23 protein-coding genes and 1 other RNA gene are annotated in these 25,876 nt (G+C 66.0%); 19 read left to right on the top strand and 5 right to left on the bottom strand.

The genetic code is table 11. The annotated features are described in order from the left end of the window. Positions 1-14: 14 nt before the first annotated feature. On the top strand, positions 15-1,418 hold the full coding sequence (locus VGR99_RS31285) for an MATE family efflux transporter (RefSeq protein ID WP_326903797.1): 1,404 nt from the start codon (positions 15-17) through the stop codon (positions 1,416-1,418). 125 nt (positions 1,419-1,543) lie between these two features. Here VGR99_RS31285 and VGR99_RS31280 read toward each other — a convergent pair whose 3' ends face one another. Beyond that, positions 1,544-2,287: a sulfite exporter TauE/SafE family protein gene (locus VGR99_RS31280; RefSeq protein WP_326903796.1), complete on the bottom strand. Its 744-nt coding sequence runs from the start codon at positions 2,285-2,287 to the stop codon at positions 1,544-1,546. 236 nt (positions 2,288-2,523) lie between these two features. Here VGR99_RS31280 and VGR99_RS31275 point away from each other — a divergent pair, with 236 nt between their 5' ends. Beyond that, entirely contained in the window at positions 2,524-2,784 is a 261-nt protein-coding gene (locus VGR99_RS31275) for a hypothetical protein (RefSeq protein ID WP_326903795.1), read from the top strand. 1 nt (position 2,785) lies between these two features. Here the strand turns inward: VGR99_RS31275 and VGR99_RS31270 are convergent, their stop codons facing one another. After that, positions 2,786-4,156: a PLP-dependent aminotransferase family protein gene (locus VGR99_RS31270; RefSeq protein WP_326903794.1), complete on the bottom strand. Its 1,371-nt coding sequence runs from the start codon at positions 4,154-4,156 to the stop codon at positions 2,786-2,788. A 49-nt stretch (positions 4,157-4,205) separates the two neighbouring features. Here VGR99_RS31270 and VGR99_RS31265 point away from each other — a divergent pair, with 49 nt between their 5' ends. Continuing rightward, a complete protein-coding gene (locus VGR99_RS31265; RefSeq protein ID WP_326903793.1) occupies positions 4,206-4,667 on the top strand; it encodes a DUF983 domain-containing protein in 462 nt (153 codons plus the stop codon). Positions 4,668-4,741: 74 nt separating this feature from the next. Beyond that, positions 4,742-5,455, top strand: a complete 714-nt coding sequence (locus VGR99_RS31260) for an alpha/beta hydrolase (protein WP_326903792.1) — start codon at positions 4,742-4,744, stop codon at positions 5,453-5,455. 166 nt (positions 5,456-5,621) lie between these two features. Here the strand turns inward: VGR99_RS31260 and rnpB are convergent. Next, an RNA gene (gene rnpB / locus VGR99_RS31255) (RNase P RNA component class A) lies at positions 5,622-6,099 on the bottom strand. Positions 6,100-6,249: 150 nt separating this feature from the next. On the opposite strand from rnpB, the gene VGR99_RS31250 reads away from it, so the two are divergent. Together VGR99_RS31250 and VGR99_RS31245 are read left to right on the top strand one after the other, a co-directional pair. Further along, on the top strand, positions 6,250-6,603 hold the full coding sequence (locus VGR99_RS31250; RefSeq protein ID WP_326903791.1) for a YciI family protein: 354 nt from the start codon (positions 6,250-6,252) through the stop codon (positions 6,601-6,603). Between the two features lie 22 nt (positions 6,604-6,625). Further along, complete coding sequence (locus tag VGR99_RS31245; RefSeq protein WP_326903790.1) at positions 6,626-7,858, top strand: RNA polymerase sigma factor; 1,233 nt, start codon at positions 6,626-6,628, stop codon at positions 7,856-7,858. A 97-nt stretch (positions 7,859-7,955) separates the two neighbouring features. Here the strand turns inward: VGR99_RS31245 and VGR99_RS31240 are convergent, their stop codons facing one another. Both VGR99_RS31240 and VGR99_RS31235 read right to left on the bottom strand, forming a co-directional pair. Then, positions 7,956-8,972: a D-cysteine desulfhydrase family protein gene (locus VGR99_RS31240; RefSeq protein ID WP_326903789.1), complete on the bottom strand. Its 1,017-nt coding sequence runs from the start codon at positions 8,970-8,972 to the stop codon at positions 7,956-7,958. 133 nt (positions 8,973-9,105) lie between these two features. Then, positions 9,106-9,888: an N-acetylmuramoyl-L-alanine amidase gene (locus VGR99_RS31235; RefSeq protein WP_326903788.1), complete on the bottom strand. Its 783-nt coding sequence runs from the start codon at positions 9,886-9,888 to the stop codon at positions 9,106-9,108. Between the two features lie 511 nt (positions 9,889-10,399). Here VGR99_RS31235 and rsmH point away from each other — a divergent pair. The 13 genes from rsmH to VGR99_RS31170 all read left to right on the top strand — a co-directional run bounded on the left by rsmH (position 10,400) and on the right by VGR99_RS31170 (position 25,653). Then, complete coding sequence (gene rsmH / locus VGR99_RS31230) at positions 10,400-11,389, top strand: 16S rRNA (cytosine(1402)-N(4))-methyltransferase RsmH (RefSeq protein WP_326903787.1); 990 nt, start codon at positions 10,400-10,402, stop codon at positions 11,387-11,389. A 3-nt stretch (positions 11,390-11,392) separates the two neighbouring features. Then, positions 11,393-11,785: a cell division protein FtsL gene (gene ftsL, locus VGR99_RS31225; RefSeq protein WP_326903786.1), complete on the top strand. Its 393-nt coding sequence runs from the start codon at positions 11,393-11,395 to the stop codon at positions 11,783-11,785. Then, positions 11,782-13,530: a penicillin-binding protein 2 gene (locus VGR99_RS31220; protein ID WP_326903785.1), complete on the top strand. Its 1,749-nt coding sequence runs from the start codon at positions 11,782-11,784 to the stop codon at positions 13,528-13,530. Before ftsL ends, VGR99_RS31220 begins: the two co-directional genes overlap by 4 nt. An 80-nt stretch (positions 13,531-13,610) precedes the next feature. Then, complete coding sequence (locus VGR99_RS31215) at positions 13,611-15,065, top strand: UDP-N-acetylmuramoyl-L-alanyl-D-glutamate--2,6-diaminopimelate ligase (protein WP_326903784.1); 1,455 nt, start codon at positions 13,611-13,613, stop codon at positions 15,063-15,065. After that, the gene (locus VGR99_RS31210; RefSeq protein ID WP_326903783.1) at positions 15,062-16,441 is read left to right on the top strand and encodes a UDP-N-acetylmuramoyl-tripeptide--D-alanyl-D-alanine ligase; all 1,380 of its coding nucleotides are present in this window, start codon (positions 15,062-15,064) and stop codon (positions 16,439-16,441) included. Before VGR99_RS31215 ends, VGR99_RS31210 begins: the two co-directional genes overlap by 4 nt. A gap of 142 nt (positions 16,442-16,583) precedes the next feature. Then, positions 16,584-17,687 (top strand): phospho-N-acetylmuramoyl-pentapeptide-transferase, encoded by a 1,104-nt coding sequence (mraY, locus tag VGR99_RS31205; protein WP_326903782.1) that lies wholly within the window; start codon positions 16,584-16,586, stop codon positions 17,685-17,687. 10 nt (positions 17,688-17,697) lie between these two features. After that, positions 17,698-19,098 (top strand): UDP-N-acetylmuramoyl-L-alanine--D-glutamate ligase, encoded by a 1,401-nt coding sequence (gene murD, locus VGR99_RS31200; RefSeq protein WP_326903781.1) that lies wholly within the window; start codon positions 17,698-17,700, stop codon positions 19,096-19,098. After that, entirely contained in the window at positions 19,098-19,493 is a 396-nt protein-coding gene (locus VGR99_RS31195; RefSeq protein ID WP_326903780.1) for a hypothetical protein, read from the top strand. The genes murD and VGR99_RS31195 overlap by 1 nt, the downstream gene beginning before the upstream one ends. A gap of 173 nt (positions 19,494-19,666) precedes the next feature. Continuing rightward, complete coding sequence (gene ftsW / locus VGR99_RS31190) at positions 19,667-20,818, top strand: putative lipid II flippase FtsW (RefSeq protein WP_326903779.1); 1,152 nt, start codon at positions 19,667-19,669, stop codon at positions 20,816-20,818. Between the two features lie 190 nt (positions 20,819-21,008). Then, complete coding sequence (gene murG / locus VGR99_RS31185) at positions 21,009-22,109, top strand: undecaprenyldiphospho-muramoylpentapeptide beta-N-acetylglucosaminyltransferase (protein WP_326903778.1); 1,101 nt, start codon at positions 21,009-21,011, stop codon at positions 22,107-22,109. A gap of 121 nt (positions 22,110-22,230) precedes the next feature. Continuing rightward, positions 22,231-23,634, top strand: coding sequence for a UDP-N-acetylmuramate--L-alanine ligase (gene murC, locus VGR99_RS31180; protein WP_326903777.1), 1,404 nt, complete (start codon positions 22,231-22,233; stop codon positions 23,632-23,634). 4 nt (positions 23,635-23,638) lie between these two features. Further along, positions 23,639-24,559, top strand: coding sequence for a UDP-N-acetylmuramate dehydrogenase (gene murB, locus VGR99_RS31175; RefSeq protein ID WP_326903776.1), 921 nt, complete (start codon positions 23,639-23,641; stop codon positions 24,557-24,559). 107 nt (positions 24,560-24,666) lie between these two features. Then, positions 24,667-25,653, top strand: coding sequence for a D-alanine--D-alanine ligase (locus tag VGR99_RS31170; RefSeq protein WP_326903775.1), 987 nt, complete (start codon positions 24,667-24,669; stop codon positions 25,651-25,653). Positions 25,654-25,876 lie beyond the last annotated feature (223 nt).

The raw sequence follows: 25,876 nt of genomic DNA, 5'->3' as shown, positions 1-25,876 counted from the left end.
GAGGATGGAATGAGATGAAAGACCTGACGCACGGCTCCATCGTGAGACACATCCTGGCGATGACACCGCCCATCATGGCCGGCATGATCTCGATCATGGTCTGCCAACTGGTCGATCTGTACTTCGTGTCGGGACTAGGCGATGCCGCCGTCGCGGGTGTCGCCGCGGCCGGCAATGCCGGCTTTCTCGTCAACGCGCTGTTGCAGGTGCTCGGCGTCGGCGCGGTGGCGCTGATCGCGCATGCCGTCGGACGCAAGGATCGGGCGGACGCCAATCTGATCTTCAACCAGTCGGTTGCGCTGTCGGTGCTGTTCGGCCTGTTGACCCTGGTCGCGGCAGCGGCGCTGTCGCGCCTCTATATGCGTTCGGTCGCCGCGGACGAGGCCACGATCGAGGCGGGAACCATCTATCTATTGTGGCTCACGCCGGCGCTCGCGCTGGAATTCGTCATGCAGGTGACGGCATCCGCGCTGCGCGCGACCGGCATCGTGCGCCCCGCCATGCTGATGCGGGTCCTTGCGGTCGTCATCAACATCGCGCTGGCGCCGGTGCTGATCTCGGGCTGGGGCACCGGCTATGCGCTCGGTGTCGCCGGGGCGGGGCTCGCGACCTCGATCGGGGTGACGATCGGCACCCTGATGCTGCTGGCGTATTTCCGCAAAGTCGAGCGCTATGTCGCCTTCGATCCGGCGCAGTGGCGTCCGCAGCCGCGCCATCTGATGCGCATTCTCAATGTCGGCCTGCCGGCCGGCGGCGAGTTCGTGATGATGTTCATCTTCATGGGGGTGGTCTATTACGTGCTGAGCGATTTCGGCGCGGCGGCGCAGGCGGGATTCGGCATCGGGCAGCGGATGCTCGGCCTGATCCACATGCCGGCGCTTGCGGTGGCGCTCGCGGCCGGGCCGATCGCCGGCCAGAATTTCGGCGCCGGCAATAGCGCGCGCGTGCGCGAGACCTTCGTCAAGTCGGCGCTGATCACCACCGTCGTGATGGCCGGCTTCCTGCTCCTTGCGCAGTTGAAGCCGGAATTCCTGCTCGCCGGATTCTCCAACGACCAGGAGACAATGACGATCGCCTATCTGTTCCTGCGGATCATCTCGTTCAACATGGTGGCGCAGGGCCTGATCTTCACCTGCTCAAGCATGTTCCAGGGTCTCGGCAACACCAAGCCGGTGCTGCTGAGCTCGGCGACGCGCGTGTTCACCTACTCGCTGCCGGCGATCTGGCTCTCGACGCGACCGGGCTTCCGCATGGAGTATGTCTGGTACCTCTCGATCGCGGCGACCACGCTGCAGGCGGCCTTGAGCCTGTGGCTGCTGCGCCGCGAGTTCAGGAAACGCCTGGCGTCGCCGGAGCAGAAGGCGGCCGAGCCGGCGAGCAGTGAGCCGGTCGCGCCTCCGGCTCGTGCGCCTGCGTAGAGATGGCTTGTGACCTCCCCACGGCTCCGGCTAATTTGTCGCGCCGTGGGGACGGTCAAAGGAGTGTACGTGCTCGGCGTCGGCGTTGCCGGCGGCATGGCGCTCGCCGTGAAGAGGGCGAAGGGCTAGAACGCGCCGATGCTGTTCCAGACCAGAGTGGCGCCCGACAGGAACAACAGGCCGAGCACGACATCGCCAAAATGCTTGTCGCTCAGCGCGTGATAGACGCGCGCGCCGGCCCATGCGCCGATCAGTGTGCCGGGAAACGCGACCAGCGCGAGCCAGACCACCTTGAACGCGACGAGGCCCGACGCCGTCTGCAACACCAGCGCGGTCGCGAGCACCGTGAAATTGAAGAGCTGGAAGATGCCGCGTCGCTCGTGCTTGTTCCAGCCGCGGATATTGGCCCACAGGATCGGCAGCGGCCCGGACAACCCGGCAAGGCCGCCCAAAATGCCGCCGGCAAAACCGATCGCGCCGTCGGCGATCCGGCCGCCGAAGGCGATGGCGAGCGGCTTCTTGTTCAGATAGAGCGCGGTCGAGAACACCAGCAGCAGCACGCCGATGCTCAGCTTGAACACTTTCGGATCGGCCGAGGCGACCAGCATGGTTCCCAGCGGAACGCCGATCAGCCCGCCGATCAGGAACGGCCAGACCAGCGAGAGATCGAACGTCTTCCACATCGACGGCAGCGTCGAGCTCTGTGCGATCACCGAGCAGATCAGCACCAGCGGCACCGCGAGCGAGGGCGGCAGCACGTAGAGCCAGATGCCGAGCGCCATCAGCGCGGTGCCGAATCCGGCCAGCCCCGAGACGAAGCCGCCGGCCAGTGCGCCGAACAGCAGCAGCGCGTAAGTGGACGTTTCCAACCGATTATCCTTGCCGCAATGGGCGATCCCGAACTGTTGATCGCCACTGCCCGCATAGCACGGCTTCGGCCGTGGAGGTCAATTTCAAAACCGCACGCAAGCGTGATCCCCGGGGACCGACCCAGGGCGGGCGTTCGCGGAAGACGTGCCTAGATGTTGGCCGTACTGCAATAAGGGGGCTGCCCGACGCCGTCATGCGCTCCGCCTGTCCCTGAACGAGATGACGGAGAAGCACCATGACCCGCTTGAACATTGCTGCCGCGGCCGCGCTGCTGTCGATGGCGGCCCTGATGCCGACAATGGCGCAGGCGCAGTTTTCCGAGCCCGCGGCCTATCAGGCTGCCCATCCCGACCGTGACGTGCTCAATGGCGGCCAGCTCACGCCGGCAGGCAGAGCGGCTCGCGGCGAGACGGCGGTGCCGAGCGAAGCCTATGCGGCTTATCCGTCAGGCGTTGCACCGGTCGTTCGACCGCATCATCGCCGTCATCACCAGTGATCTAGACGATTTGTCTGGTGTCGGCGGGCCTGTGCAGCGCGCCGACCAGGATGCGCAGCGCTTCGGTCAACTCCGCCCTGTTGCGCGCTGCCCCGAGTGAGAGGCGCGCCGCATGTGGCGGCGTTCCGTCCACGGTGAAGGCATCGCCGGCGACGACCGCAAGGCCATTGCGCAACAGATAACCCGCGACGTCGGGCCGGCCCTCAGGCAACCGCAGCCACAGATGATGGGCGGCGGGTTTGGCCAGGAACTGAAATCCCTTCAGTGCGCGCTGTGCGAGCTGCTGGCGCCCGACCGCCTCGTTGCGAATGGCGGCGACGATGCGATCGGCAATGCCGCTCTCGATCCAGTGCGTCACCAGCGCGACCATCAGCGGCGCCGGCATCTGCACCGTCGCCTGCAAATAGGTACGCATCTGCTGCTGCGCGGTGCTGTCGGGCGTGACGAGATAGGCGACGCGCAGTGCCGGCGCGATGCATTTGGACAGCGTGGTCGCCAGATAGGTCCGTTCCGGAATGAGGTTGGCGATCGGCGAGGCGGCGCGATCGAGCAGGCCGTAGGCGTCGTCCTCGATCAGGATCGTTTCGGCATCGCCGATGATCTTCGCGATAGCGTCGCGGCGCTCGGGAGAGAGCGTCGCCGTGGTCGGATTGTGCAGCGTCGGAATGAGATAGACGGCTTTCGGCCTGTGCGCGCGGCACGCCTTCGCCAGCGCATCGGGCAGAATGCCGCCGTCATCCATGGCGACGCTCACGAGCTTGACGCCGAGCTGCGCTGCGGCGGCCTTGATGCCGGGGAAGGTGAGGGCCTCCGTCAGCACGACGTCGCCGGGCCGCGCCAGGTGCGCGAGCAGGTTGAACAGGATCGTCTGCGCGCCGGGAAAGATCACGAGCCGGTCGGCATGGGCGTGCGGCACGCGTGCGCGCATCCAGCGCGCCGCGACCTCGCGCTCATGCGCGCTGCCGCCGGGCGGCTGGTAGTTCAGGAACGCGGTCAGGCCCGATTGGGCGCGGAGAGCTTCCATGCCGGCGATGATACGCTCGTCGAGCTGCGCCTCCAGCGGATGCGGCGGCACGTTCATCGAGAGGTCGATCGCGACGGGATGCGGCAGGTCGACCGCGCGGCGCGCGCTGGTCTCCGACACGAACGATCCCTGGCCGACGCGGGCTTCCATGATGCCGCGGCGGCGCGCCTCGGTGTAGGCGCGCGTCACCGTGGTGAGGTCGATGCCGAGCGCCTTCGCCAGCGCGCGCTGCGTCGGCAATTGCTGGCCGCGCACCAGCCGGCCCGCGGCGATATCGGCCTCCATGGCATCGACGATGCGCTGATAGCGCGGCCCTGACAGCTCCGAGATTGTAGGGGTCCAATCCATGCAATTTAGGCCCATATCCTTTGAATGTATGGATGCAAGATATTATTGTATGGATCAGCAAAAAGGAAGAGGTGTGGTCATGGCGACCGGTTCAGTCTCTCTCTCAAAGGCGATGTGGCGCGGCTTCCTGGGCAAGTGCCCGAACTGCGGCGAAGGACATATGTTCGGGCGCTTCCTGAAAGTCGCGGACAGCTGCGACCATTGTGGTGAGGAGCTCTTCCATCAGCGCGCCGATGATTTCCCGGCCTATCTGGTGATGGTCGTGGTCGGCCACCTCGTGGTGCCGGCGATCCTCGCGGTCGAGACCGCCTATGCGCCGGCGGTCTGGCTGCAGCTGGCGGTGTGGTTGCCGGTGACGCTGTTTGCCTCGCTTGCACTGCTGCAACCGACCAAGGGCGCCATCGTCGGCCTGCAATGGCAGCTCGGCATGCACGGCTTCGAGGCGGGCAAGCTGCGGCGCGAGGCCACCGAGCTCGCTCCGGTACTTGTGAAGGACTCGCGCGCGGCCTGAAGTGGTCGTGAAGTTTATTTTGCGCGACCGACCACTACACTCCACCGTACCGACACTTACGATGGAAAATACAGATGGCCGGACGCTCGAAGATTTTTCTGCTCTGTCATGGCGCATGGTCCGGCGGATGGTCCTGGAAGAAGATGCATCCGCTGATGGCACAGGCCGGTCACCGCCTGGTGGCGCCGACCTATACCGGGCTCGGTGAGCGTGAACATCTCGCCAGTCCTGGAATCGATCTCGACACGCATATCCAGGATATCCTGAACGTCATCAAGTTCGAGGATCTCAATGACATCGTGCTGCTCGGCCACAGCTATGGCGGCATGGTCGCCACCGGCGTGGCCGATCGCGCCCGCGAACGCGTGACGCAGCTAATCTATCTCGATGCCTTCGTGCCGCGTGACGGGCAATCGCTGTTCGATCTCAACGAAGGCGGGCGCGAGCCGATGCGCAAGGCGGCGGCCGCGGGAGACGGCTACCGCATCCCGCCGAACCCGCCGCCGCCGGACACGCCGCAGGCCGATCTCGACTGGCTGGACGCGCGCCGCGTCGACATGCCGATCAAATGCTGCGAGACGAAGCTGCAGTTGGAGCACGGCGAGCCGGCGATGCCGCGCAGTTACATCTACTGCAAGCGGATTCCGCCGGGCGATGTGTTCGGGCAATTCGCGAAGCGCGCGAAGAGCGAGGAGGGCTGGCGCTATTTCGAGCTCGATGCCAGCCACGCGCCGAATGTCACGGCGCCGGAGGCGTTGATGGGTGTGTTGGAGAAGATAGTCGCCTAACTCACAGTCGTCATTCCGGGGCGCGACGAAGTCGCGAGCCCCGGAATGACATCTGTGAAAATGGTGAGGGGCCCGATGCGTTAGCATCGAACCCCTCGTTGCTTCCTAGTTAAGACGCGCTTTCTTCACGCGAACCGGAACTCCACTTCGCTCGAAAGCGCTTTAGAATATCAGCCGGCCTGTAAGCCGGGTTCTGTAGGGCACCGCCCGCTTGCGCGAACGGTACGTGACGGCCATTCCTCTGGGACCATGTTTGCACATGGCCTCGAGCAACCTACCCGGACGGCGGGCCTGACATCGCCCCGCGGCGTTATCGCTTTCGCGAACAGCCCGCTACGCCGTCCCTATTCGGTTTTGCTCCCGGTGGGGTTTACCATGCCGGCTCCGTTGCCGGATCCGCGGTGCGCTCTTACCGCACCTTTTCACCCTTACCTGCCTGCGCAGCTTGCGCTGCTACGGCACGGCAGGCCCGAGGGCTTGCCGCGCCGAAGCCCAAAGGGCGAAGGCGGGCGGTTCGTTCTCTGTGGCACTTTCCCTGGGGTCACCCCCGCCGGACGTTATCCGGCACCGCATGTCAAGGGAGCCCGGACTTTCCTCCCCGGCGGCCTTTCGGCACCTGCCGGAGCGGCCGTCCGGCCGACTGACGCCCTACGCATGGAGCATTTGTGACGGTTCCGTCAAGCCGGGATCGCCGTGCACGCGGTGGCCGAAATAATTTATCCTGAAGATGTCGTTTGGAGCGTGTCCCGTTCGACTGGATGTCGGTGATCCCCCCGAACAACAGGAGTTGAGCCATGCAATATCTGCTGATGATCTACCAGAACGAGGTCGAATACGCGAAGAACGACGCTGCCACGGCCCAGAAGATGATGGCCGAGTACCAGGCCTTTACCCAAGGCATCGTCCAGAGCGGCAATTTCAAGGCCGGCGACCGGCTGCAGCCGACCACCACGGCGACGACGGTCCGCGTGCGCGACGGCAAGATGCTGACGACCGACGGCCCGTTTGCCGAAACGCGCGAGCAGCTCGGCGGTTACTATTTGATCGAGGCCAAGGACCTGAACGCGGCGATCGAGATCGCGGCACGCATTCCGAGCGCGCGCATCGGCTCGATCGAGGTGCGCCCGATCTGGGTCTACGACAAGTGACCGCGCCCTTGCGCATCGACGCATGACTCCGGGCGAGATTGACAGAATCTTCCGCGACGAGGCGGGGCGGGCGCTGGCCACGCTGATCCGCCTCGTCGGCGATTTCGATCTCGCCGAGGAGGCGTTGCAGGACGCCTTTGCCGTCGCGCTGGAGCGCTGGTCGGCATGCGAGATCCCGGACAATCCGCGCGCCTGGCTGGTCAACGTCGCGCGCAACAAGGTGATCGACCGCATCCGCCGCCAGGCTGCCTTCCGCGGCAAGCAGCGGCAGCTCGTGCACGAGCTCGAGCTGAACGCGCAAGCTGCCGACGAGCCGCCGGCGATGCTCGACGACGACATGCTGCGGCTGATCTTCACCTGCTGCCACCCTGCGTTCGCGCCCGAGGTCCAGGTCGCGCTGACGCTGCGCACCGTCTGCGGGCTCTCGACCGCGCAGGTCGCGCGCGCTTTTCTCGTCGGCGAGGACGCGATGGCGCAGCGGCTCGTTCGCGCCAAGCAGAAGATCAGGCTCGCCGGTATCCCCTATGAGGTGCCGGAGCGCGATGCGCTGGCGCCGCGGCTCGATGGCGTGCTCGCCGTGATCTATCTTGTCTTCACCGAAGGCTATGTCGCGACATCGGGCGCGGATTTGATGCGGCCGGATCTCGCGGTCGAGGCCATCAGGCTCGCCCGCCTGCTCGACCGGCTGATGCCCGATCGCACCGGTATCAAGGGCCTGCTGGCCCTGATGCTGCTGCACGATGCGCGCCGCGCCGGGCGCGAGACGTCGGCCGGTGACATCGTGCTGCTGGAGGAGCAGGACCGCAGGCTCTGGGACCGCAAGCAGATCGAGGAGAGCCTCCGGCTGGTGGACGATGCGCTGCGTGTGCCCGGCCGGCCGCAAGCCTACGCCGTGCAGGCCGCGATCGCCGCGCTGCATGCCCGCGCGCCGAGCTACGAGCAGACGGACTGGCCGCAGATCGCCGGGCTCTACGAGGTGCTGCTGCGCATCAACCCATCGCCGGTGATCGAGCTCAATCACGCCGCCGCGGTGTCGATGGTCGACGGCCCGGCACGTGCGCTCGATCTGGTCGATGCGATCGCCGCGCGCGGCGGGCTCGACGGCTACGAGCTGTTGCCCGCCGTGCGCGCGGACCTGCTGCGACGGCTGGGACGGAAGGACGAAGCGCGCGAGGCCTATCGTCTGGCGACGGAGGCAACGCAGCTCGAGCCGCTGCGGCGGCTCTATGTGCGACGGGTGCGCGAGCTGGACTAAAGCGCGATGAGATTAGGATGAATCGTCATCGCGCTTCAGGTTGTTATTTGAGCATGATCTTTCCGGAAAACCGCTGCACACTTTTCCGGATCATGCTCTAGATACCGAGCGCGCTCTGGTAGGCGAACAGCGCGGGAGCGCCGCCGGTGTGCAGGAAGATGACGTCCTCGTCGTTGTGCCATCGCCCCTGGCGGATCATCGCAATCAGGCCGGCGAGCCCCTTGCCCGAATAGACGGGGTCGAGCACAAGCGCCTCGGTCTGCCCCGCAAGCCGGATCGCTTCGATCGTGGCCTGGTGCGGCACACCATAGGCCGGTCCGGCATGGCCGGCGACCACTTCCACCATGGCCTCGTCGAAGTCCACGCCGAGCAGATCCGCCGCTTGCCGTGCAAGGGCGACCACATCGGAGCGCACCCGCGCGGGCTCCGCATCGATATCGATACCGACGATTTTCGTGTCCGGCATGGCTGCGGCCGTGCCAATGACGAGACCGGCCTGCGTGCCGGCACTTCCGGTGCAATGCACGATGGCGGCCGGCTTGAAGCCCGACCGCGCCGCCTGCTGCTCGATTTCGCAGATCGTCGTGGCGTAGGCGACCGCGCCCAGCGCATTCGAAACTCCGTACGGCACGAAATACGGCTTGCGTCCCTGCGCCCGGAGATCGTCGACGAGCGCGCGGATGGCCGCATTGCGATCGCCGGTCCACGGCACGTCATGCAACTGCGCGCCGAACAGCCGATTGAGAAAGGCGTTGCCCGAGGTCTCGTATTCCGGCGTCGGTGGCGCGAGCCGGCCGTGATAGACGGCCAGATGACAGGGGAGGCCAAGCTTGGCGGCAACCGCCGCGACCTGCCGCTGGCTGTTCGATTGTACGACGCCGCCCGAGACGATGGTGTCGGCGCCATTTGAAACGGCATCGTGCAGGACGTAGTCGAGCTTGCGCAGCTTGTTGCCGCCGAAGCCGAGCCCGGTCGCGTCGTCGCGCTTGATCCACAGCCGCGGCCCGCCGAGATGGGCTGTCAGCCGCTTCATCGGCTCGAGTGGCGTGGGAAGATCGGCCAGGCCCAGGCGTGGAAAGGCGGCGAGCCGGTCAATCAGTGGCTTGCGATCCATCTGCATGGCTTCGTTTGTCCAGCTCGCGCGCGATCGCCGGAGAATAGCCTGACCCCTGCAATTGCAGCGACGGTCGCGTGATCACATTCAAGCGAAGAGCGGAGGATGTTCTATGGAAGCAGGCGCGAAGGCATCACTTGGACGCGACCGTGGTCTCGTCCGCCGGGAGGCTCGCCAGCAGCGCCTGCAACGTCGTCAGCGTCGAGTGATCCGCGACACCATCGAGCCGCGCCGGGCGGAAATGGCGCTGGAAGGCGGTGACGACTTCCATCGTCGCGGCGTCGTATTTGCCGGTCAGCGGCACGCCATAGCCGTATTTCGCGAGTGCCTGCTGCAGGCTCAGCACCGCGTCGCTGATGGTGCCGAGCATCAGGGTCTCGCCACGCACGACGGGCGCGGGTGTCACCCAGTGACCCACGCCGGAATTGGCCAGCGAGTGCCACGGAAACTTTTCGCCGGGGTCCTTCTTGCGCGCGGGCGCAACGTCGGAATGGCCGAGCACCCGCTGCGGCGCGACCTTGCGGCGGAGCATGATGCCGCGGCACAGCGCGATCACGGCGGCGATCTGGCGCAGCGGATATTCCGGATAGCCCCAGTCGTGACCGCGGTTGATGATCTCGATGCCGATCGAGCAGGAGTTGATGTCGTCCTCGCCGGCCCAGGACGAGACGCCGGCGTGCCAGGCGCGCCGCGCCTCCGGCACGCATTGCACGATGCGGCCATCCTCCAGCACGACATAATGGGCCGAGACTTCCGTGCCCGCCGTGCACAGCCGCGCCAGCGCGCCCTCGACGTCGGGCATGCCGGTGTAGTGCAGCACGATCATGTCGGGCTGCCGTCCCCTGTTGCGCTCGCCATGGTTCGGAGAGGGAATGATGTCGGAGACGATCGACGAATCCGGGTCGAACGTCCGCATGCTCGCCGCGGCCTTGGGAACCGGGAGAACACGTTGACGCTTCGAATCAGAACCTGGCGGCGTGGGCGAACCGGACGACATTAACAGCTCGAGTCGGACGAAGAGTGGATCAAGCCCTTCTCTTTACTATTCCTTTACCCTCCGGCGTGCGCAATTGCACGTCTCGGTTAACGGATGCATTTTGGACCGGGTGTGTGGATGAGGCATCACCGGCCTGTCACCTTTTCGACTTGTAACGCGCCGATCAACGCTTTCTTAACGCTAAGGGCCGTTACTGAGGGATGAAGAGCCGACCCGCGTCCGGAGGCGGCCAAAGCGTATTTTGGCTCGAAATCCCATGGCTGCCCGACAAATTCCACTGGGAACACTGGGTTGGCGGCCCGGGACGACCGGGCTCGGTAACCATGCTGGACAAGGGCTTAGTCGTGGAACCGCCGCGACGGGGAACAATTCGAGGCGTTATGGGCTTGCTCGCCCCCAATCTCGCACGGGCGTTCGGCAGGCGCGGCACATGAGTTCGGCTCCGCACATCCCCGTTCTCGGCCGCGAGGCCATCGACCACCTCGCTCCGCGCGAGGGCGGTATTTATGTCGACGCTACCTTTGGCGCCGGCGGCTACAGCCGCGCCATTCTCGACGTGCCGGGAACCCGGCTCATTGCCATTGATCGCGACCGCACCGCCATCGCCGGCGGCGCCGAGCTGGTCGCGCGTTCCGCCGGTAGGCTGACACTGGTCGAGGACCGCTTCTCCAATCTCGCCGAGGTCTGCGCGGCGCAAGGCGTCGATGGGATCGACGGCGTCGTGATGGATGTCGGCGTGTCCTCGATGCAGCTCGACCAGGCCGGGCGCGGCTTCTCGTTCCGTCTCGACGGCCCGCTCGACATGCGGATGGGGCAGACCGGACCGACCGCCGCCGACATCGTCGCGCGCGCCTCCGAAGGCGATCTCGCCGACATCATCTATCTCTTCGGCGAGGAGCGGCAGTCGCGCCGCATCGCCCGCGCCATCGTCGCGGACCGGCAGGAGACGCCGTTCACGACCACGCGCGCGCTCGCCGATCTTGTCGGCAGGGTGGTCCGTTCCAAGCCCGGCGACATTCATCCGGCGACGCGGACGTTCCAGGCGCTGCGCATCTTCGTCAACGAAGAGCTGGAAGAGCTGCAGACCGCGCTCGCCGCGGCCGAGCGCGTGCTCAAGCCCGGCGGCCGTCTCGTCGTGGTCTCGTTCCATTCGCTGGAAGACCGCATCGTCAAGAATTTCCTCGCCGAGCGCAGCAAGACCGGCGGCGGCTCGCGGCATCTGCCGGAGGTGGCGCAGACCGCGCCGAGCTTCCAGCTTCTGACCCGCCGCCCCGTGATCGCGGGCGAAGAGGAGGTCGCGCATAATCCGCGCGCGCGTTCCGCAAAGCTGCGCGCCGCCGAGCGCACCTCGGCGCCGGCGCATCACGACGACGAGGCGTCGTCCTGGCCAAAACTTTCCGACGTGATGAGGGGCGGCTAGCACATGCGCTTCATCCACCTCCTCGTCATCGGCGCGCTGATTTTTGCGGCGGCCTATGTCTACCGGATCAAGATGGACTCGACCGCGCGCACCGAGAAGGTGCTGCGGCTGCATGCAGAGATCCGCGAGCAGCGCGATGCGATCGCATCGCTGCGCTCGGAATGGGCCAAGCTCGATGCGCCCCTGCGCCTGCAGGGCCTGTCCGAGCGCCATCTGCCGCTCAAGCCGGTCAACGGCACGCAATATGACTCGCTGAAGAACCTGCCGGAGCGTCCGCCGCGGATGTTCAGGCCGGGCGAGCCCGATCCGATCGGCGCCATGCTCAACACCATCGAAGCCGCGAGTGACCCTGATACCGTAACGGGCTCCGTGCCTCAGCCCGGGGACAAGCAATGAGCGCTGCGACTCCGGCCAAACCCAAGCCGACCGAACCCTGGCGGCAGCGGCTGATCCGCAGCCTGCTCTACGGGCGCAATGTCGACCGCCAGGCGAAAGCCCGCGCGCGCGTTGGCCTCGCCATGCTCGCCTTCACCTCGGTCTACGTCCTGATCGGCGGCCGGCTCGTGATGTTCGCGATCGGCGCCGACGCCCACAGTGCGCGCCGTGCGGCGTCGCAGGAGGTGGTCGCGACCGCGCGGCCCGACATCGTCGACCGCAACGGCGCGATCCTTGCGACCGACGTCAAGGCCGCGAGCCTGTTCGGCGAGCCGCGCCGCATCATCGACAAGGACGAGGCGATCGAGCTGCTGACGGCGACCGTGCCCGATCTCGACGAAGCCGAGGTGCGCGAGCGCCTGTCGGGCCGCAAGGGTTTCGTCTGGCTCAAGCGCGAGGTCACGGCGAAGCAGCAGCAGGACATCCACAAGCTCGGCATTCCCGGCATCGGCTTCCTGCGCGAGAACAAGCGGGTCTATCCGACCGGCAACGAGGTCGCCCACCTCATCGGTCTCGTCAACATCGACAACCAGGGCATCGCCGGCATGGAGAAGTGGCTCGACAACCAGGGCCTCGCCGATCTCCACCGCGCCGGCTTTGCCACCGACCGGTTGCAGAAGCCGATCGAGCTCTCGATCGACCTGCGCGTGGAGCACGCGCTGCGCGACGAGCTGTTGAAGGCCAAGGAGAAGTTCCACGCCAAGGCGGCGTCCGGCATCGTCTCCAACGTCAAGACCGGCGAGATCGTGGCAATGGTCTCCCTGCCGGACTTCGACCCCAACAATCCGAAGGAAGCGCACGACCCCGATCGCATCAACCGCCTGACCACTGGCGTCTACGAGATGGGCTCGACCTTCAAGGCGTTCACGCTGGCGATGGCGCTCGATTCCGGCAAGATCAATCTGAACTCGTCGTGGGATGCGCGCGGAAACCTGCACTACGGCAAGTTCACCATTCACGACAGCCATTCGCTTGGACGTTTCATCAACACCAAGGAAGTGTTCACCTACTCGTCCAACATCGGCGCGGCACGGATCGCGCTCAGCCAGGGCGTCGAGGCGCACAAGGCGTTCCTCGCCAAGATGGGCCAATTGACACGACTGCGCACCGAGCTGCCGGAGAGCGCGGCGCCGCTGGTGCCGCGGCGCTGGAGCGAGCTGAACACGGTCACCATCGCGTTCGGTCAGGGCCTGTCGGTCGCGCCTCTCCAGGCCGTGATGGGCATCAACGCCCTGATGAACGGCGGCTATTTGATTCCTCCGACCTTCCTCAAGCGCAGCGAAGAAGAAGCGGCGGCGATGGCCAAGCGCGTGATTAAGCCGGAGACCAGTGAGAAGATGCGGTATCTGATGCGGCTCAATGCCGAAATCGGAACCGCCAAGTCCGCCGACGTCAAGGGCTATTATGTCGGCGGCAAGACCGGCACGTCCGAGAAGGTCATCAATGGCCGCTATGCCAAGAAGCGGGTGCTCAACTCCTTCACCGCAATTATGCCCTCCGACGATCCAAAATATCAGATTCTCGTCATGCTGGACGAGCCACAACCGTTGCCGGAAACGTATGGTTTCATCACGTCGGGCTTTAATGCTGTGCCGACGGGGGGCAAGGTCATCGCCCGTATCGCACCGCTGCTCGGGGTCGAGCCCCGTTTCGACCTGCCGCCCGCGGACCGCCTTATTCTTGCAGCATCCAGGACAACCCAGTAATCAATCGGGTAGGCCGTAACAGCTGCTGAGTCGGGGATTTTCCTCAAGATTCGGCTTTTCGGTGCGGCGACTGGAAGACCATGAAGCTGCGTGACCTCTTAGGCAATGACGCCGCACTCGAGCCTGCCGTCGCGGCGCTCGAGGTGAGTGGCGTTGCGCTCGACAGCCGCGTGGTCAAGCCGGGCGAGCTCTTCTTTGCACTCGCGGGCAGCAAGACCGACGGCGCGCGTTTCATCGATGCCGCCGTCGCGGCAGGCGCGGTGGCGGTCGTCGGCGACCATGTTCCGGCAGCCGGCAAGGTGCCGTTCGTCACCGTGGCCAATCCGCGCCGTGCGCTGGCGCTGGCCGCGGCAAGATTTTTCCCGGCGCAGCCGGCGACGATTGCGGCAGTGACCGGCACCAGCGGCAAGACCTCGGTCGCCGCGTTCACGCGCCAGATCTGGGAGCGGCTGGGCCATGCCTCCGCCAGCATCGGAACCATCGGTCTCGTCTCGCCCAAGCGCACGGTCTATGGCTCGTTGACGACGCCGGATCCGATCGCGCTGCACCGGCAGTTAGATGAGATCGCGCGCGAGGGTGTGACGCATCTTGCGTTCGAGGCGTCCTCGCATGGGCTCGACCAGTATCGCCTCGACGGCGTGCGCGTCTCCGCCGGTGGCTTCACAAACCTCTCACGCGACCACATGGATTACCATCCGACCGTCGCGCACTACCTCGCGGCAAAACTCCGGCTGTTCCGCGAGCTGGTCGCGCCCGGTGGCGCGGCGGTGATCTCGGCCGATCATGATTGTTCGGCGGAAGCGATCGAGGCCGCCAAGTCGCGCGGCCTGCGCGTCATGGCGGTTGGCCGTAACGGCGACGGTGGTGAAGGCATTCGTCTTGCCGACGCTGAAGTCGAGGGCTTTGCACAAAAGCTCACGGTCGAGCATCACGGCAAGCGATATGCGATCCGGCTGCCGCTGGTCGGCGAATTCCAGATCGAGAACGCGCTGGTGTCGGCCGGACTCGCCATCGGCACCGGCAGCGATGCCGCCAATGTGTTTGCGAGCCTCGAACATCTCGAAGGCGCCAAGGGCCGGCTCGAGCGCGTCGGCGAGCGCAACGGTGCGCCGATCTTCGTGGACTATGCGCACAAGCCCGATGCGCTGGCCAAGGCGCTGCAGGCGTTGCGTCCCTACGCCAGGCGCAGGCTGGTCGTCGTGTTCGGCGCCGGCGGCGATCGCGATGCCGGCAAGCGGCCGATCATGGGCGGGATCGCGGCCGACAATGCCGACGGCGTCATCATCACCGACGACAATCCGCGCAGCGAGAAGCCGGAAGCCATTCGCGCCGAGATCCTTGCCGCCGCCAAGGGCGCCCGCGAAATCGGCGACCGTGCCGCTGCGATCCGCGTCGCGATCGAGGAGCTTCAGGACGGCGATGCGCTGCTGATCGCCGGCAAGGGCCATGAGACCGGGCAGATCGTCGGCGGCCAGGTGCTGCCCTTCAGTGATCACGAGGCGGTCGCGGCCGCATTAGCGTCGAGGACAGCATGAGCGCGCCAATATGGACGGTTGCCGAAGTCGCGCGTGCGCTGGGCGCTGCCGGATCGTTCCCGGACACGCCGATCGATTTCGTCACGCAGGACAGCCGGCTGGTGAAGCCGGGCAGCCTGTTCGTCGCGTTGAGCGGCACGCCGAGCGGCGGCTTCATCTCGGCCTTCGCCAGCGCGCGCGACGGCTGGGAGTTCGCGGACAAGGCGGAAGCCTCCGGCGCGGTCGCGATGATCGTGCCGCACGAGATCGCAGGCATCCGCGTTCCCCAGATCATCGTGAAGGACACGCTGATCGACGGCCTCTGGGGCCTCGCGCGCGCCGCACGCGCGCGTTTCAACGGCCCGGTGATCGGGCTCACCGGCAGCGCCGGCAAGACCAGCACCAAGGAATTCCTCGCCGCTTACCCCGACGCCTATGCCAGCCCCTCGAGCTTCAACAATTTCTGGGGCGTGCCGCTGACGCTGTGCAATGCGCGGCCCGATGCCAGCCTCTGGGTCGTCGAGATGGGCATGAACCAGACCGGCGAGATCGCGCGGCTCAGCGAGCTGACGCGCCCGACGGTTGCGCTCGTCGTCAACGTCCAGCCGGTGCATCTGGAAAAGCTCGGCTCGCTCGAAGCGATCCGCCGCGAAAAGGTCTCGATCGCGCTCGGCCTGCCCGAGGACGGCGTGCTGGTGCTGCCTGCCGGGCTCAAGGCGTCCGAATGGAAAGGCAAGGTGGTGCGCTTCGGCGAGCACGCCGAGGTGCACGAGGTCGCGCACGCGCCGCATGGCGAGAGCTGGCAGGTCGTGGCCATGATCGGCAAGAAGGAGATCGCCTTCAGCCTGACACCGGGCGCGCCGCACCGTGTCCAGAATGCGCTGGCCGCGCTCGCCTCGATCCGTGCCGCCAACCTCGATGCGGCGACGCTCGCGATCAAGCTCGACCGCGTCGGCATCATGACCGGCCGCGGCGTCGAGGAGGCGATCGGCGGCATCACCGTGATCGACGACAGCTTCAACGGCAACCCGGCCAGCGTGGCTGCCGCGCTGCAGAGCCTGCAGGCGCGCCCCGTGACCGGTGGCCGCCGCATTGCGGTGCTCGGCGACATGCTGGAACTGGGCGACGCCGCGCCGGGCTATCACACCGGCCTTGCCAAGCATCTCGACGGTATCGACGGCGTCTATTGCGTCGGCCCGCTGATGCGCCACCTGTTCGACGTATTGCCGGCCGGCAAGGGGCTCGGCTGGCACGACGATCCCGCGACGCTGAAGCCGGCCGAGGTCGCGAACCTGCTGAAGGCAGGCGATGTCGTGGTTGTCAAGGGCAGCAAGAAGATGTTCTGGGTCAACAAGTTTGTGCCGGGCCTAGTGGCCGCCTTGCAGGCAAAGGCGTAAACTGCTTGGAAGGCGCTGTTCCCGAATCCCACCCTTTGCGGCGCGCCGCCGCCCGGTTGCTTTGAGGTCGCCCGACCTCATGAAGACCAGTGAATGCGCGTGAAGCACACTCTCGTGCGAAAGGCGCCATAGGACCGACTGAATGTTTTACTGGCTGATCGAGCTCTCCAACACATTTCCGGGTTTCGGTGCGGTACGCTCCGTTCTGAACGTCTTCCGCTACATCACCTTCCGCACCGGCGGCGCCATCGTCACCGGCGCGCTGTTCGTGTTCCTGTTCGGACCCTGGATCATCGATCATCTGCGCATCCGCCAGGGCAAGGGCCAGCCGATCCGCACCGACGGTCCGCAATCGCATCTCAGCAAGAAGGGCACGCCCACCATGGGCGGGCTGATGATCCTGTCCGGCCTCACCGTCGGCACCGTGCTGTGGGCCAATCCGCTCAATCCCTATGTCTGGATCGTGCTGGCCGTGACGCTCGGTTTCGGCTTCGTCGGCTTCTATGACGACTACCTCAAGGTGACCAAGCAGACCACGACCGGGTTCGGCGGCAAGCTGCGCCTGCTGATCGAGGCGGCGATCGCGCTGGTTGCCTGCTATGCGCTGGTGCGGCTGAACCGCGATCCCGCATCGACCGCGCTGACGATTCCGTTCCTGAAGGACACGGTGCTGCATTTCGGCTGGTTCTTCGTCGTCTTCGGCGCCTTCGTCATCGTCGGCGCCGGCAACGCGGTGAACCTCACCGATGGTCTCGACGGCCTTGCTATCGTGCCGGTGATGATCGCGACCGCGAGCTTTGCGATGATCGCCTATCTCGCCGGCAACGCCGTGTTCGCCGACTATCTCCAGATCAAATATGTTGCCGGCACCGGCGAACTTGCCGTGCTCTGCGGCGCGCTGTTGGGCGCCGGTCTCGGTTTTCTCTGGTTCAATGCCCCACCAGCTTCGATCTTCATGGGCGACACCGGCTCGCTCGCGCTCGGCGGCATGCTCGGCGCCATCGCGGTCGCGGTGAAGCACGAGATCGTGCTCGCGGTGATCGGCGGCCTGTTCGTGCTGGAGGCGGTCTCCGTCATCGTGCAGGTGGTGTCGTTCAAGATGACGGGCAAGCGCATCTTCCGGATGGCGCCGATCCATCACCATTTCGAACAGCTCGGCTGGACCGAGCCGCAGATCGTGATCCGGTTCTGGATCATCTCGGTGATGCTGGCGCTCGCCGGTCTCTCCACCCTGAAGCTGCGCTGACGGTACCACGATGATCCCCGTCACATCCTTCGCCGGCAAGACGGTCGCGGTGTTCGGGCTCGGCGGCTCGGGGCTCGCCTCCTGCCACGCGCTGAAGGCTGGCGGTGCCGAGGTGATCGCGGCCGACGACAATGCCGAGAACGTCGCCAAGGCTGCGCAGGCCGGTTTCATCACCGCCGATCTGCGCAACGTCTCCTGGGCGAATTTCGCAGCGCTGGTGCTCGCGCCCGGCGTGCCGCTGACCCATCCGGTGCCGCACTGGAGCGTGCTGAAGGCGCGCGAGGCCGGCGTCGAGGTGATCGGCGACATCGAGCTGTTCTGCCGCGAGCGGCGGCGGCATGCGCCGAACGCGCCGTTCGTCGCCATCACCGGCACCAATGGCAAGTCGACCACGACGGCGCTGATCGCGCACCTGACCAAGGTCGCCGGCTACGACACCCAGATGGGCGGCAATATCGGCACCGCGATCCTGTCGCTGGAGCCGCCGCGCATGGGCCGCGTCCACGTCATCGAGATGTCGTCCTACCAGATCGACCTCACGCCTTCGCTCGATCCCTCCGTCGGCATCTTGCTCAACGTCAGCGAGGACCATATCGATCGTCACGGCACCATCGAGCACTACGCCGAGGTGAAGGAGCGGCTCGTCGCCGGCGTGCAGGCCGGCGGCACCTCGATCGTCGGTGTCGATGACGGTTTCTGCCGCGACATCGCCGACCGGCTCGATCGCGCCGGCAAGAATGTGGTGCGCATCTCCGTCAGGAATCCGCTGGCTTCCGGCATTCACGTCGAGCACGGCACCATCGTGCGCACCGCGGGCGGTGCGCGCAGCGAAGTCGCAAAGCTCGGTGGCATCGGTTCGCTGCGTGGCCAGCACAATGCACAAAACGCTGCCTGCGCGGCCGCTGCCGCGCTCGCGATGGGCATCAGCCTCGACGTGCTGCAGAACGGCCTGCGCAGCTTTCCCGGCCTTGCGCATCGCATGGAGCAGGTCGGCCGCCGCGGCAATGTGCTGTTCGTCAACGATTCCAAGGGCACCAATGCGGACGCTACCGCGCATGCGCTGTCGTCCTTTTCAGACATCTTCTGGATCGCCGGCGGCAAGCCCAAGGCGGGCGGCATCACCAGCCTGACCGGTTTCTTCCCGCGCATCCGCAAGGCCTATCTGATCGGCGAGGCTGCGCAGGAATTTTCGGGCACGCTTGGCAGCGAGGTCGCGCACGAGATCAGCCAGACGCTCGACGTCGCCGTCGAGCACGCCGCGCGCGATGCGGAAGCATCCGGCCTCGCCGACGCGGTCGTGCTGCTGTCGCCAGCCTGCGCGTCGTTCGACCAGTACCGCAACTTCGAGATCCGCGGCACCAGGTTCCGCGAGCTAGTGCAGGCGCTGCCGGGTGTGAAGCCGGTCGTGTAATGTCGCGGCGGCGCTGGATCGGAATTATCGTCGCTCTTGCTGTTCCAATAGGTTTTCTCGGCGTCGTCCTCGTTGACAGCGTCATGCACGAATTCGGCGCATGCCGTGTCGTTCGCCAGCGCGCGTTCGCCTCGCCAAGCGGTAGCCAATTGGTCGTTGTGGTCTGGAAGTCGTGCGGCGGGTCGGTGCCCGACAGCACGCAAGCCAGCATCATAGCGCGCGGCAGGACGTTCTCGCCCGAGAGCACGCCGACCTTTCTCAGCGTGCGCGGGCATATCGAGGTCGTCGCCGCCTGGAGTAGCGAACGGGCGGTCAGGATCGGTTTCATTCCCGAGCCAGGCCAGGTCGACAAGCGCGATCAGCGCGCGGGAGATGTCGCGATCAATTACGAGTAGGCGATGAGACCCGTAGGATGGGTAGAGCGAAGCGAAACCCATCGCGCCCCTCGGATTGATGGGTTTCGCTTCGCTCTACCCATCCTACAATTCCAAACATCCGCATTTCCTTAACCCCCCGGTAACCAACCTCGGCGACCAATGGGCTGACCTCTGTCCGAAGGCGGCTGCCCATGCTCTCCCGTGAAGAACGCACCCCCTTTTCCGAGTGGTGGTGGACCGTCGACAAGCCGCTGATGGGCGCGATCCTGGCGCTGATGCTGACCGGCGTGATCCTGTCGCTGGCGGCGAGCCCGCCGGTTGCGACCCGCATCGGGCTCGATCCGTTCCATTTCTTCAGCCGCCACGTGATGTTCCTGGCGCCGTCCTGCCTGGTGCTGCTCGGGGTGTCCTTCCTGTCGCCGCGCGCGATCCGCCGCAGCGCGCTGATCATCTTCACCATCAGCATCATCCTGATCGTGGTGACGCTCGCGATCGGCCCCGAGGTGAAGGGCTCGCGGCGCTGGATCACGCTGCTCGGCGTCAACATCCAGGCCTCCGAGATCGCAAAGCCGTCCTTCGTCGTCATCGCCGCCTGGCTGTTCGCGGAATCGACCAAGCGGCCGGAGATGCCGGCGACCTCGATGGCGCTGGTGCTGCTGTTGATGCTGGTGTCGCTGCTGGTGATGGAGCCGGACTTCGGCCAGACCATGCTGATCCTGATGGTGTGGGGCTCGCTGTTCTTCATCGCGGGCATGCGCATGATCTGGGTGTTCGGCCTCGCCGGCGCCGCCGCGGCCGGCCTGTTCAGCGCCTATCTGTTCGTTCCGCACGTCGCCGGCCGCATCAAGCGCTTCATGAATCCGGCCTCGGGCGACACCTTCCAGGTCGATACCGCCATGGAGGCCTTCTACAATGGCGGCTGGTTCGGCCTCGGGCCGGGCGAGGGCATCGCCAAACGCAGCCTGCCTGATAGCCACACCGACTTCGTATTCGCAGTTGCCGCCGAAGAGTTCGGCATCATCCTGTGCCTCGCCATGCTGGCGCTGTTCGCCTTCGTCGTCATCCGCACGCTGTCGCGCGCCTATGCCAACGAGGACATGTTCTCGCGCTTTGCAGCGTCCGGTCTTGCGATCCTGTTCGGCGTGCAGGCGGCGATCAACATGTCGGTGAACCTGCAACTCATCCCCGCCAAGGGCATGACGCTGCCGTTCATTTCCTACGGCGGCTCCTCGATCGTGTCGCTCGCTTATGGCGTCGGCATGATGCTGGCCCTGACGCGCCTGCGCCCGCGCACCGAGGTCGAGGCCAGCGGCCACGCCGACGCGATGCGGAGTTACGCGTGAAGGTCTCGTGTCCCGGACGCGGTGCGGCACGAAGTGACGCTCCGCAGATCCGGGACCCGGAATGCCGCACCATGGGCCCCGGTTCAGCAGCGCACCACGCCGAAAGGCGGCGCGCTGCGCTGCGCCCGGGGCACGAGCATCGTGCAGACGTCTCGCAATGACCGAAAAGTCCCGGTAAAAGTCCCTCACCATGGACACGTCCCCCCTGATTCTTCTCGCCGCGGGCGGTACCGGCGGCCATCTGTTTCCGGCCGAGGCGCTCGGCGTCGAGCTGATCCGGCGCGGCTTTCGCGTCCGCCTCGTCACGGACGAGCGCGCGCTGCGCTATAGCGGGCTGTTCACCAAGGACATGATCGACGTCGTCGCGAGCGAGACCGCGCGCGGGCGCAATCCGTTCCAGCTTGCTTATGCCGGCCTCACGCTCGCCACCGGCACGTTGTCTGCTTACAGCCTGATCAAGCGTTTGAGGCCGGTGGCCGTCGTCGGCTTCGGCGGCTACCCGACGCTGCCGCCGCTGGTCGCGGCAAAATTCGCCGGCGTGCCCAGCATCATCCACGACGCCAATGCCGTGCTCGGCCGCGCCAACCGGTTTCTGTCGAGCCGCGTCCGCGCCATCGCGACATCGCTGCCGGGCGCGCTGGACCGCGATCCGGCGCTGGCAGGCAAGACGACGACCGTCGGTACGCCGATGCGCCCGGCCGTGCTCGCCGCGGCTGCCGTGTCCTATGCCGCACCCGAGGTGAACGGCCCGCTGCGCCTGCTTGTCGTCGGCGGCAGCCAGGGCGCGCGCATCATGGCCGACATCGTGCCGGGCGCGATCGAGCGGCTCGAGCCCGCGCTGTGGAGCCGGCTCATCCTCACCCAGCAGGTCCGCGACGAGGACATGACCCGCGTCCGCGCGGTCTACGACAAGCTCAAGATCAATGCCGAGCTCGCGCCGTTCTTCACCGATCTGCCGGCGCGGCTTGCCTCGAACCACCTGGTGGTGTCGCGCTCCGGCGCCGGCACCGTGGCCGAGCTCGCCGCGATCGGCCGGCCCTCGATCCTGGTGCCGCTGCCCGGCTCGATCGACCAGGACCAGTTCGCCAATGCCGGCGTGCTGGCCAAGGTCGACGGCGCCATCCGCATCCCGCAGACCGAGTTTACCTCCGATCGTCTGGCGTCCGAGATCTCCGCCTTCGCCGCCGAGCCCGCGCGCCTCGCGGCCATGGCGCAGGCCGCCCGCAGCGCCGGCCGGCTCGATGCCGCCGAGCGGCTGGCCGATCTGGTGGTCAAAGTCGCTGGAATCTGACGCGAAAAAGCCCTTGTCTTCGCCTTCTAAAGCGGGGCATCCAGTAATAACGGCGCGGCCGATTTGGCCGTGACCTTCGCCAGATGCCGCCTTTTCCGGCGGCAAGGTCAGGGAACAGAGCATGAGACTGCCGCGCGAGATCGGACCCATCCACTTCGTCGGGATCGGCGGGATCGGCATGAGCGGCATCGCCGAGGTGCTGGTCAATCTCGGCTATGCCGTGCAGGGCTCGGACGCCTCCGACAATTACAATCTCGACCGCCTGCGCAAGAAGGGCGCGAAGGTGTCGGTCGGCCACAAGGCGGAGAATGTCGACGGCGCCGAGGTCGTCGTGGTCTCCACCGCGATCAAGCGCGACAATCCGGAGCTGATGGCGGCGCGCGAGCGGCGCATTCCCGTGGTGCGCCGTGCCGAGATGCTGGCCGAGCTGATGCGGCTGAAGAGCTGCGTCGCGATTGCCGGCACGCATGGCAAGACCACGACCACCACGATGGTCGCAACGCTGCTCGATGCCGGCGGGCTCGATCCGACCGTGATCAACGGCGGCATCATCAACGCGTACGGCTCCAACGCGCGGTTAGGGGCCGGCGACTGGATGGTGGTGGAGGCCGACGAGAGCGACGGCACGTTTCTGAAGCTGCCGACCGATGTCGCGATTATCACCAATGTCGACCCCGAGCATCTCGATCATTTCAAGACGTTTGACGCCGTGCAGGACGCGTTCCGGCATTTCGTCGAGAACCTGCCGTTCTACGGTTTTGCCGTGATGTGCATCGATCATCCCGTGGTGCAAAACCTCGTCGGCAAGATCGAGGATCGCCGCATCATTACCTACGGCGAGAGCTCGCAGGCCGACGCGCGGCTGCTCGACCTCACGCCGATGGGCGGCGGATCGAAATTCAAGGTTGCGTTCCGTGATCGCAAGACAGGCGACGTGCACGAGATCGCCGATCTCACACTGCCGATGCCGGGCCGCCACAACGCCTCCAACGCGACGGCTGCGATTGCGGTCGCGCGCGAGCTCGGCGTGTCGGACGATGCGATCCGCAAGGCGATTGCCGGCTTCGGCGGCGTCAAGCGCCGCTTCACCAAGACCGGCGAGTGGAACGGTGTCACCGTGATCGACGATTACGGCCATCATCCCGTCGAGATCGCGGCGGTGCTGAAGGCGGCGCGGGAATCCACCAACGGCAAGATCATCGCCGTGGTGCAGCCGCATCGCTACACCCGCCTGCAATCGCTGTTCGAGGAATTTTGCAGCTGCTTCAACGATGCCGATGCGGTGGTCGTCGCCGATGTCTATGCCGCCGGCGAGGCGCCGATTGCGGGCATCGATCGCGATCATTTCGTCGCGGGCCTGCGCGCGCACGGCCATCGTGAGGTGGTGCCGCTGCCGGAGTCCTCGGAGCTTGCCGGTATCGTCAAGGGACTGGCGAAGTCGGGCGATCTCGTCGTGTGCCTCGGCGCGGGCAACATCACGCAATGGGCGTACGCATTGCCCGGCGAATTGAAGGCGCTGGGGTAGGGCGGTGGGATTTCCCGACATCACGTCCGCGCTCAAAGCCGCGATGCCAGACTTGCGCGGCCGGCTGCTGGCGAACCAGTCGCTGGCCGAGCTGACCTGGTTTCGCGTCGGCGGTCCGGCGCAGGTGCTGTTCACGCCGGCGGATGAGGACGATCTCGCTCATTTTCTCGCGCATCTCGCCAGCGATATTCCGGTCTATGTCGTCGGCGTCGGCTCCAATCTGATCGTGCGCGACGGCGGCATCGCCGGCGTGGTGATCCGCCTTGCGCCGCGCGCTTTCGGTGAAGCCACTGCGAGCGGAGATGTCGTCACCGCGGGGGCTGCCGCGCTCGACAAGCGCGTGGCGGAAGTTGCTGCCTCCGCCAACATCGGCGGCCTCGAATTCTACTTCGGCATTCCCGGCACCATCGGCGGCGCGCTGCGCATGAACGCGGGCGCCAATGGCGGCGAGACCAAGGACGTGCTGATCGAGGCGCGCGGCGTCGGGCGCGACGGCACCAGGCACACCTTCACCAACGCCGAGATGAAATTCGTCTACCGCAACAGCGGCGTCGATCCCTCGATCATCTTCACCTCCGCGCGCTTTCGCGGCGAGATCAGGGATGCTGAGGCGATCCGCGCGCGGATGGCGGAGGTGCAGACCCACCGCGAGACCGCGCAGCCGATCCGCGAAAAGACCGGCGGTTCGACCTTCAAGAATCCGCCCGGCCATTCCGCCTGGAAGCTGGTGGACGCCGCCGGCTGCCGCGGCCTGCGCGTCGGCGGCGCACAGGTCTCGGAGATGCACTGCAATTTCCTGATCAACACGGGCGATGCCACCGCGCACGACATCGAGACGCTCGGCGAGACCGTGCGCGAACGCGTGAAGGCGCATTCCGGCATTGAGCTGCACTGGGAAATCAAGCGGATCGGGGTTTCCGCGTGAGTGTCATTCCGGGGGCGCGCAGCGCAACCCGGAATCTCGAGATTCCGGGTTCGATGCTGCGCATCACCCCGGAATGACGAATACAGACAGGTGACGGACGAGAGAACATGCGCATCACCATCCTCTTCGGCGGCTCCAACCGCGAGCGTCTGGTTTCGGTCGCCTCAGCCCAGGCGCTGCACCAGGCACTGCCCGAGGCCGATCTCTGGTGGTGGGACGTCCAGGACAAGGTGCATGTGGTGCAGTCGAAGCAACTGCTCGAACATGCCCGTCCGTTCGAGGATGAGTTCAAGCCCGGCACGCGCGGCATTCCGCTGGCGCAGGCGCTCGACCAGGCCAAGGCCGAAGGCCGCGTGCTGGTGCTCGGCCTGCATGGCGGTCGCGCCGAGAACGGCGAATTGCAGGTGATGTGCGAGGCGCGCGGCGTGCCGTTCACCGGCTCGGGCTCGGCCTCCTCGCATCTCGCCTTCGACAAGATCGCCGCCAAGCATTTCGCCGCGCTCGGTGGCGTGACGCCGCCGGAAAACGTTGCGCTGGAGAACATCGACGAGGCCTTCGCCGAATATGGCAGGCTGATCGCCAAGCCCGCGCGCGACGGCTCGAGCTACGGCCTGATCTTCGTCAACGCCAGGCAGGACCTCGTCGCGGTCCGCAATGCCGCCAAGCACGAGGAATATGTGATCGAGCCCTACATCGCCGGCGTCGAGGCGACCTGCGGCGTGCTGGAGCGCGCCGACGGTTCGATCATCTCGCTGCCGCCGATCGAGATCATTCCGGGCGAGGGCAATTTCGATTACGCGGCAAAATATCTCCTGAAATCGACCCAGGAGATCTGCCCGGGCCGTTTCACCCCCGAAATCACCGCTGCGCTGAAGGAGCAGGCGATGCTGGCGCACCGGGCGATGTCCTGTACCGGCTATTCCCGCTCGGACTTCATCGTCTCGCCCAAGGGCCTCGTCTATCTCGAAACCAACACGCTGCCCGGGCTGACCAAGTCATCGCTCTACCCCAAGGCGCTGAAGGCCGAGGGCATCGCGTTCGTCGACTTCCTGCGCGGCCTGGTCGAGCTCGCGGGGCGGGGCGCGTGGAAATAATTAGAACTGGTTAACGGCCGGACGGCCGAAACAGGCCGTTTTGGAACCCAAAACCGGTAAAATGCCGGACATCGCGGCATAAATGCCTCACAGGGCTGGGCAAAAAGCTCAAGTCGTTAACGAAGTTTACCTTTTGTTTACCAGGACATCCGAAGGTTAACGCTGGCGGCGCATATGGCGCTTTGGCTGCCGGCGCGTGAGCTGTTGCGGTGATGTCACCTCC

The organism is Bradyrhizobium sp. (assembly GCF_035935975.1).
GTDB lineage: Bacteria > Pseudomonadota > Alphaproteobacteria > Rhizobiales > Xanthobacteraceae > Bradyrhizobium.
This window is presented reverse-complemented; position numbering and strand designations above follow the sequence as displayed.

Bases quoted from the DNA above. Each gene is read 5' to 3' on its own strand.
- VGR99_RS31170 (WP_326903775.1), top strand. From the start codon at position 24,667: ATGCGCATCACCATCCTCTTCGGCGGCTCCAACCGCGAGCGTCTGGTT.
- VGR99_RS31260 (WP_326903792.1), top strand. From the start codon at position 4,742: ATGGCCGGACGCTCGAAGATTTTTCTGCTCTGTCATGGCGCATGGTCC.
- VGR99_RS31265 (WP_326903793.1), top strand. From the start codon at position 4,206: ATGGATCAGCAAAAAGGAAGAGGTGTGGTCATGGCGACCGGTTCAGTC.
- VGR99_RS31235 (WP_326903788.1), bottom strand. From the start codon at position 9,888: ATGCGGACGTTCGACCCGGATTCGTCGATCGTCTCCGACATCATTCCC.
- VGR99_RS31215 (WP_326903784.1), top strand. From the start codon at position 13,611: ATGAAGCTGCGTGACCTCTTAGGCAATGACGCCGCACTCGAGCCTGCC.
- VGR99_RS31195 (WP_326903780.1), top strand. From the start codon at position 19,098: ATGTCGCGGCGGCGCTGGATCGGAATTATCGTCGCTCTTGCTGTTCCA.
- VGR99_RS31275 (WP_326903795.1), top strand. From the start codon at position 2,524: ATGACCCGCTTGAACATTGCTGCCGCGGCCGCGCTGCTGTCGATGGCG.
- VGR99_RS31240 (WP_326903789.1), bottom strand. From the start codon at position 8,972: ATGGATCGCAAGCCACTGATTGACCGGCTCGCCGCCTTTCCACGCCTG.
- VGR99_RS31220 (WP_326903785.1), top strand. From the start codon at position 11,782: ATGAGCGCTGCGACTCCGGCCAAACCCAAGCCGACCGAACCCTGGCGG.
- murG (WP_326903778.1), top strand. From the start codon at position 21,009: ATGGACACGTCCCCCCTGATTCTTCTCGCCGCGGGCGGTACCGGCGGC.
- VGR99_RS31245 (WP_326903790.1), top strand. From the start codon at position 6,626: ATGACTCCGGGCGAGATTGACAGAATCTTCCGCGACGAGGCGGGGCGG.
- VGR99_RS31210 (WP_326903783.1), top strand. From the start codon at position 15,062: ATGAGCGCGCCAATATGGACGGTTGCCGAAGTCGCGCGTGCGCTGGGC.
- VGR99_RS31285 (WP_326903797.1), top strand. From the start codon at position 15: ATGAAAGACCTGACGCACGGCTCCATCGTGAGACACATCCTGGCGATG.
- mraY (WP_326903782.1), top strand. From the start codon at position 16,584: ATGTTTTACTGGCTGATCGAGCTCTCCAACACATTTCCGGGTTTCGGT.
- ftsL (WP_326903786.1), top strand. From the start codon at position 11,393: ATGCGCTTCATCCACCTCCTCGTCATCGGCGCGCTGATTTTTGCGGCG.
- VGR99_RS31250 (WP_326903791.1), top strand. From the start codon at position 6,250: ATGCAATATCTGCTGATGATCTACCAGAACGAGGTCGAATACGCGAAG.
- murC (WP_326903777.1), top strand. From the start codon at position 22,231: ATGAGACTGCCGCGCGAGATCGGACCCATCCACTTCGTCGGGATCGGC.
- murD (WP_326903781.1), top strand. From the start codon at position 17,698: ATGATCCCCGTCACATCCTTCGCCGGCAAGACGGTCGCGGTGTTCGGG.
- rsmH (WP_326903787.1), top strand. From the start codon at position 10,400: ATGAGTTCGGCTCCGCACATCCCCGTTCTCGGCCGCGAGGCCATCGAC.
- VGR99_RS31270 (WP_326903794.1), bottom strand. From the start codon at position 4,156: ATGGATTGGACCCCTACAATCTCGGAGCTGTCAGGGCCGCGCTATCAG.
- ftsW (WP_326903779.1), top strand. From the start codon at position 19,667: ATGCTCTCCCGTGAAGAACGCACCCCCTTTTCCGAGTGGTGGTGGACC.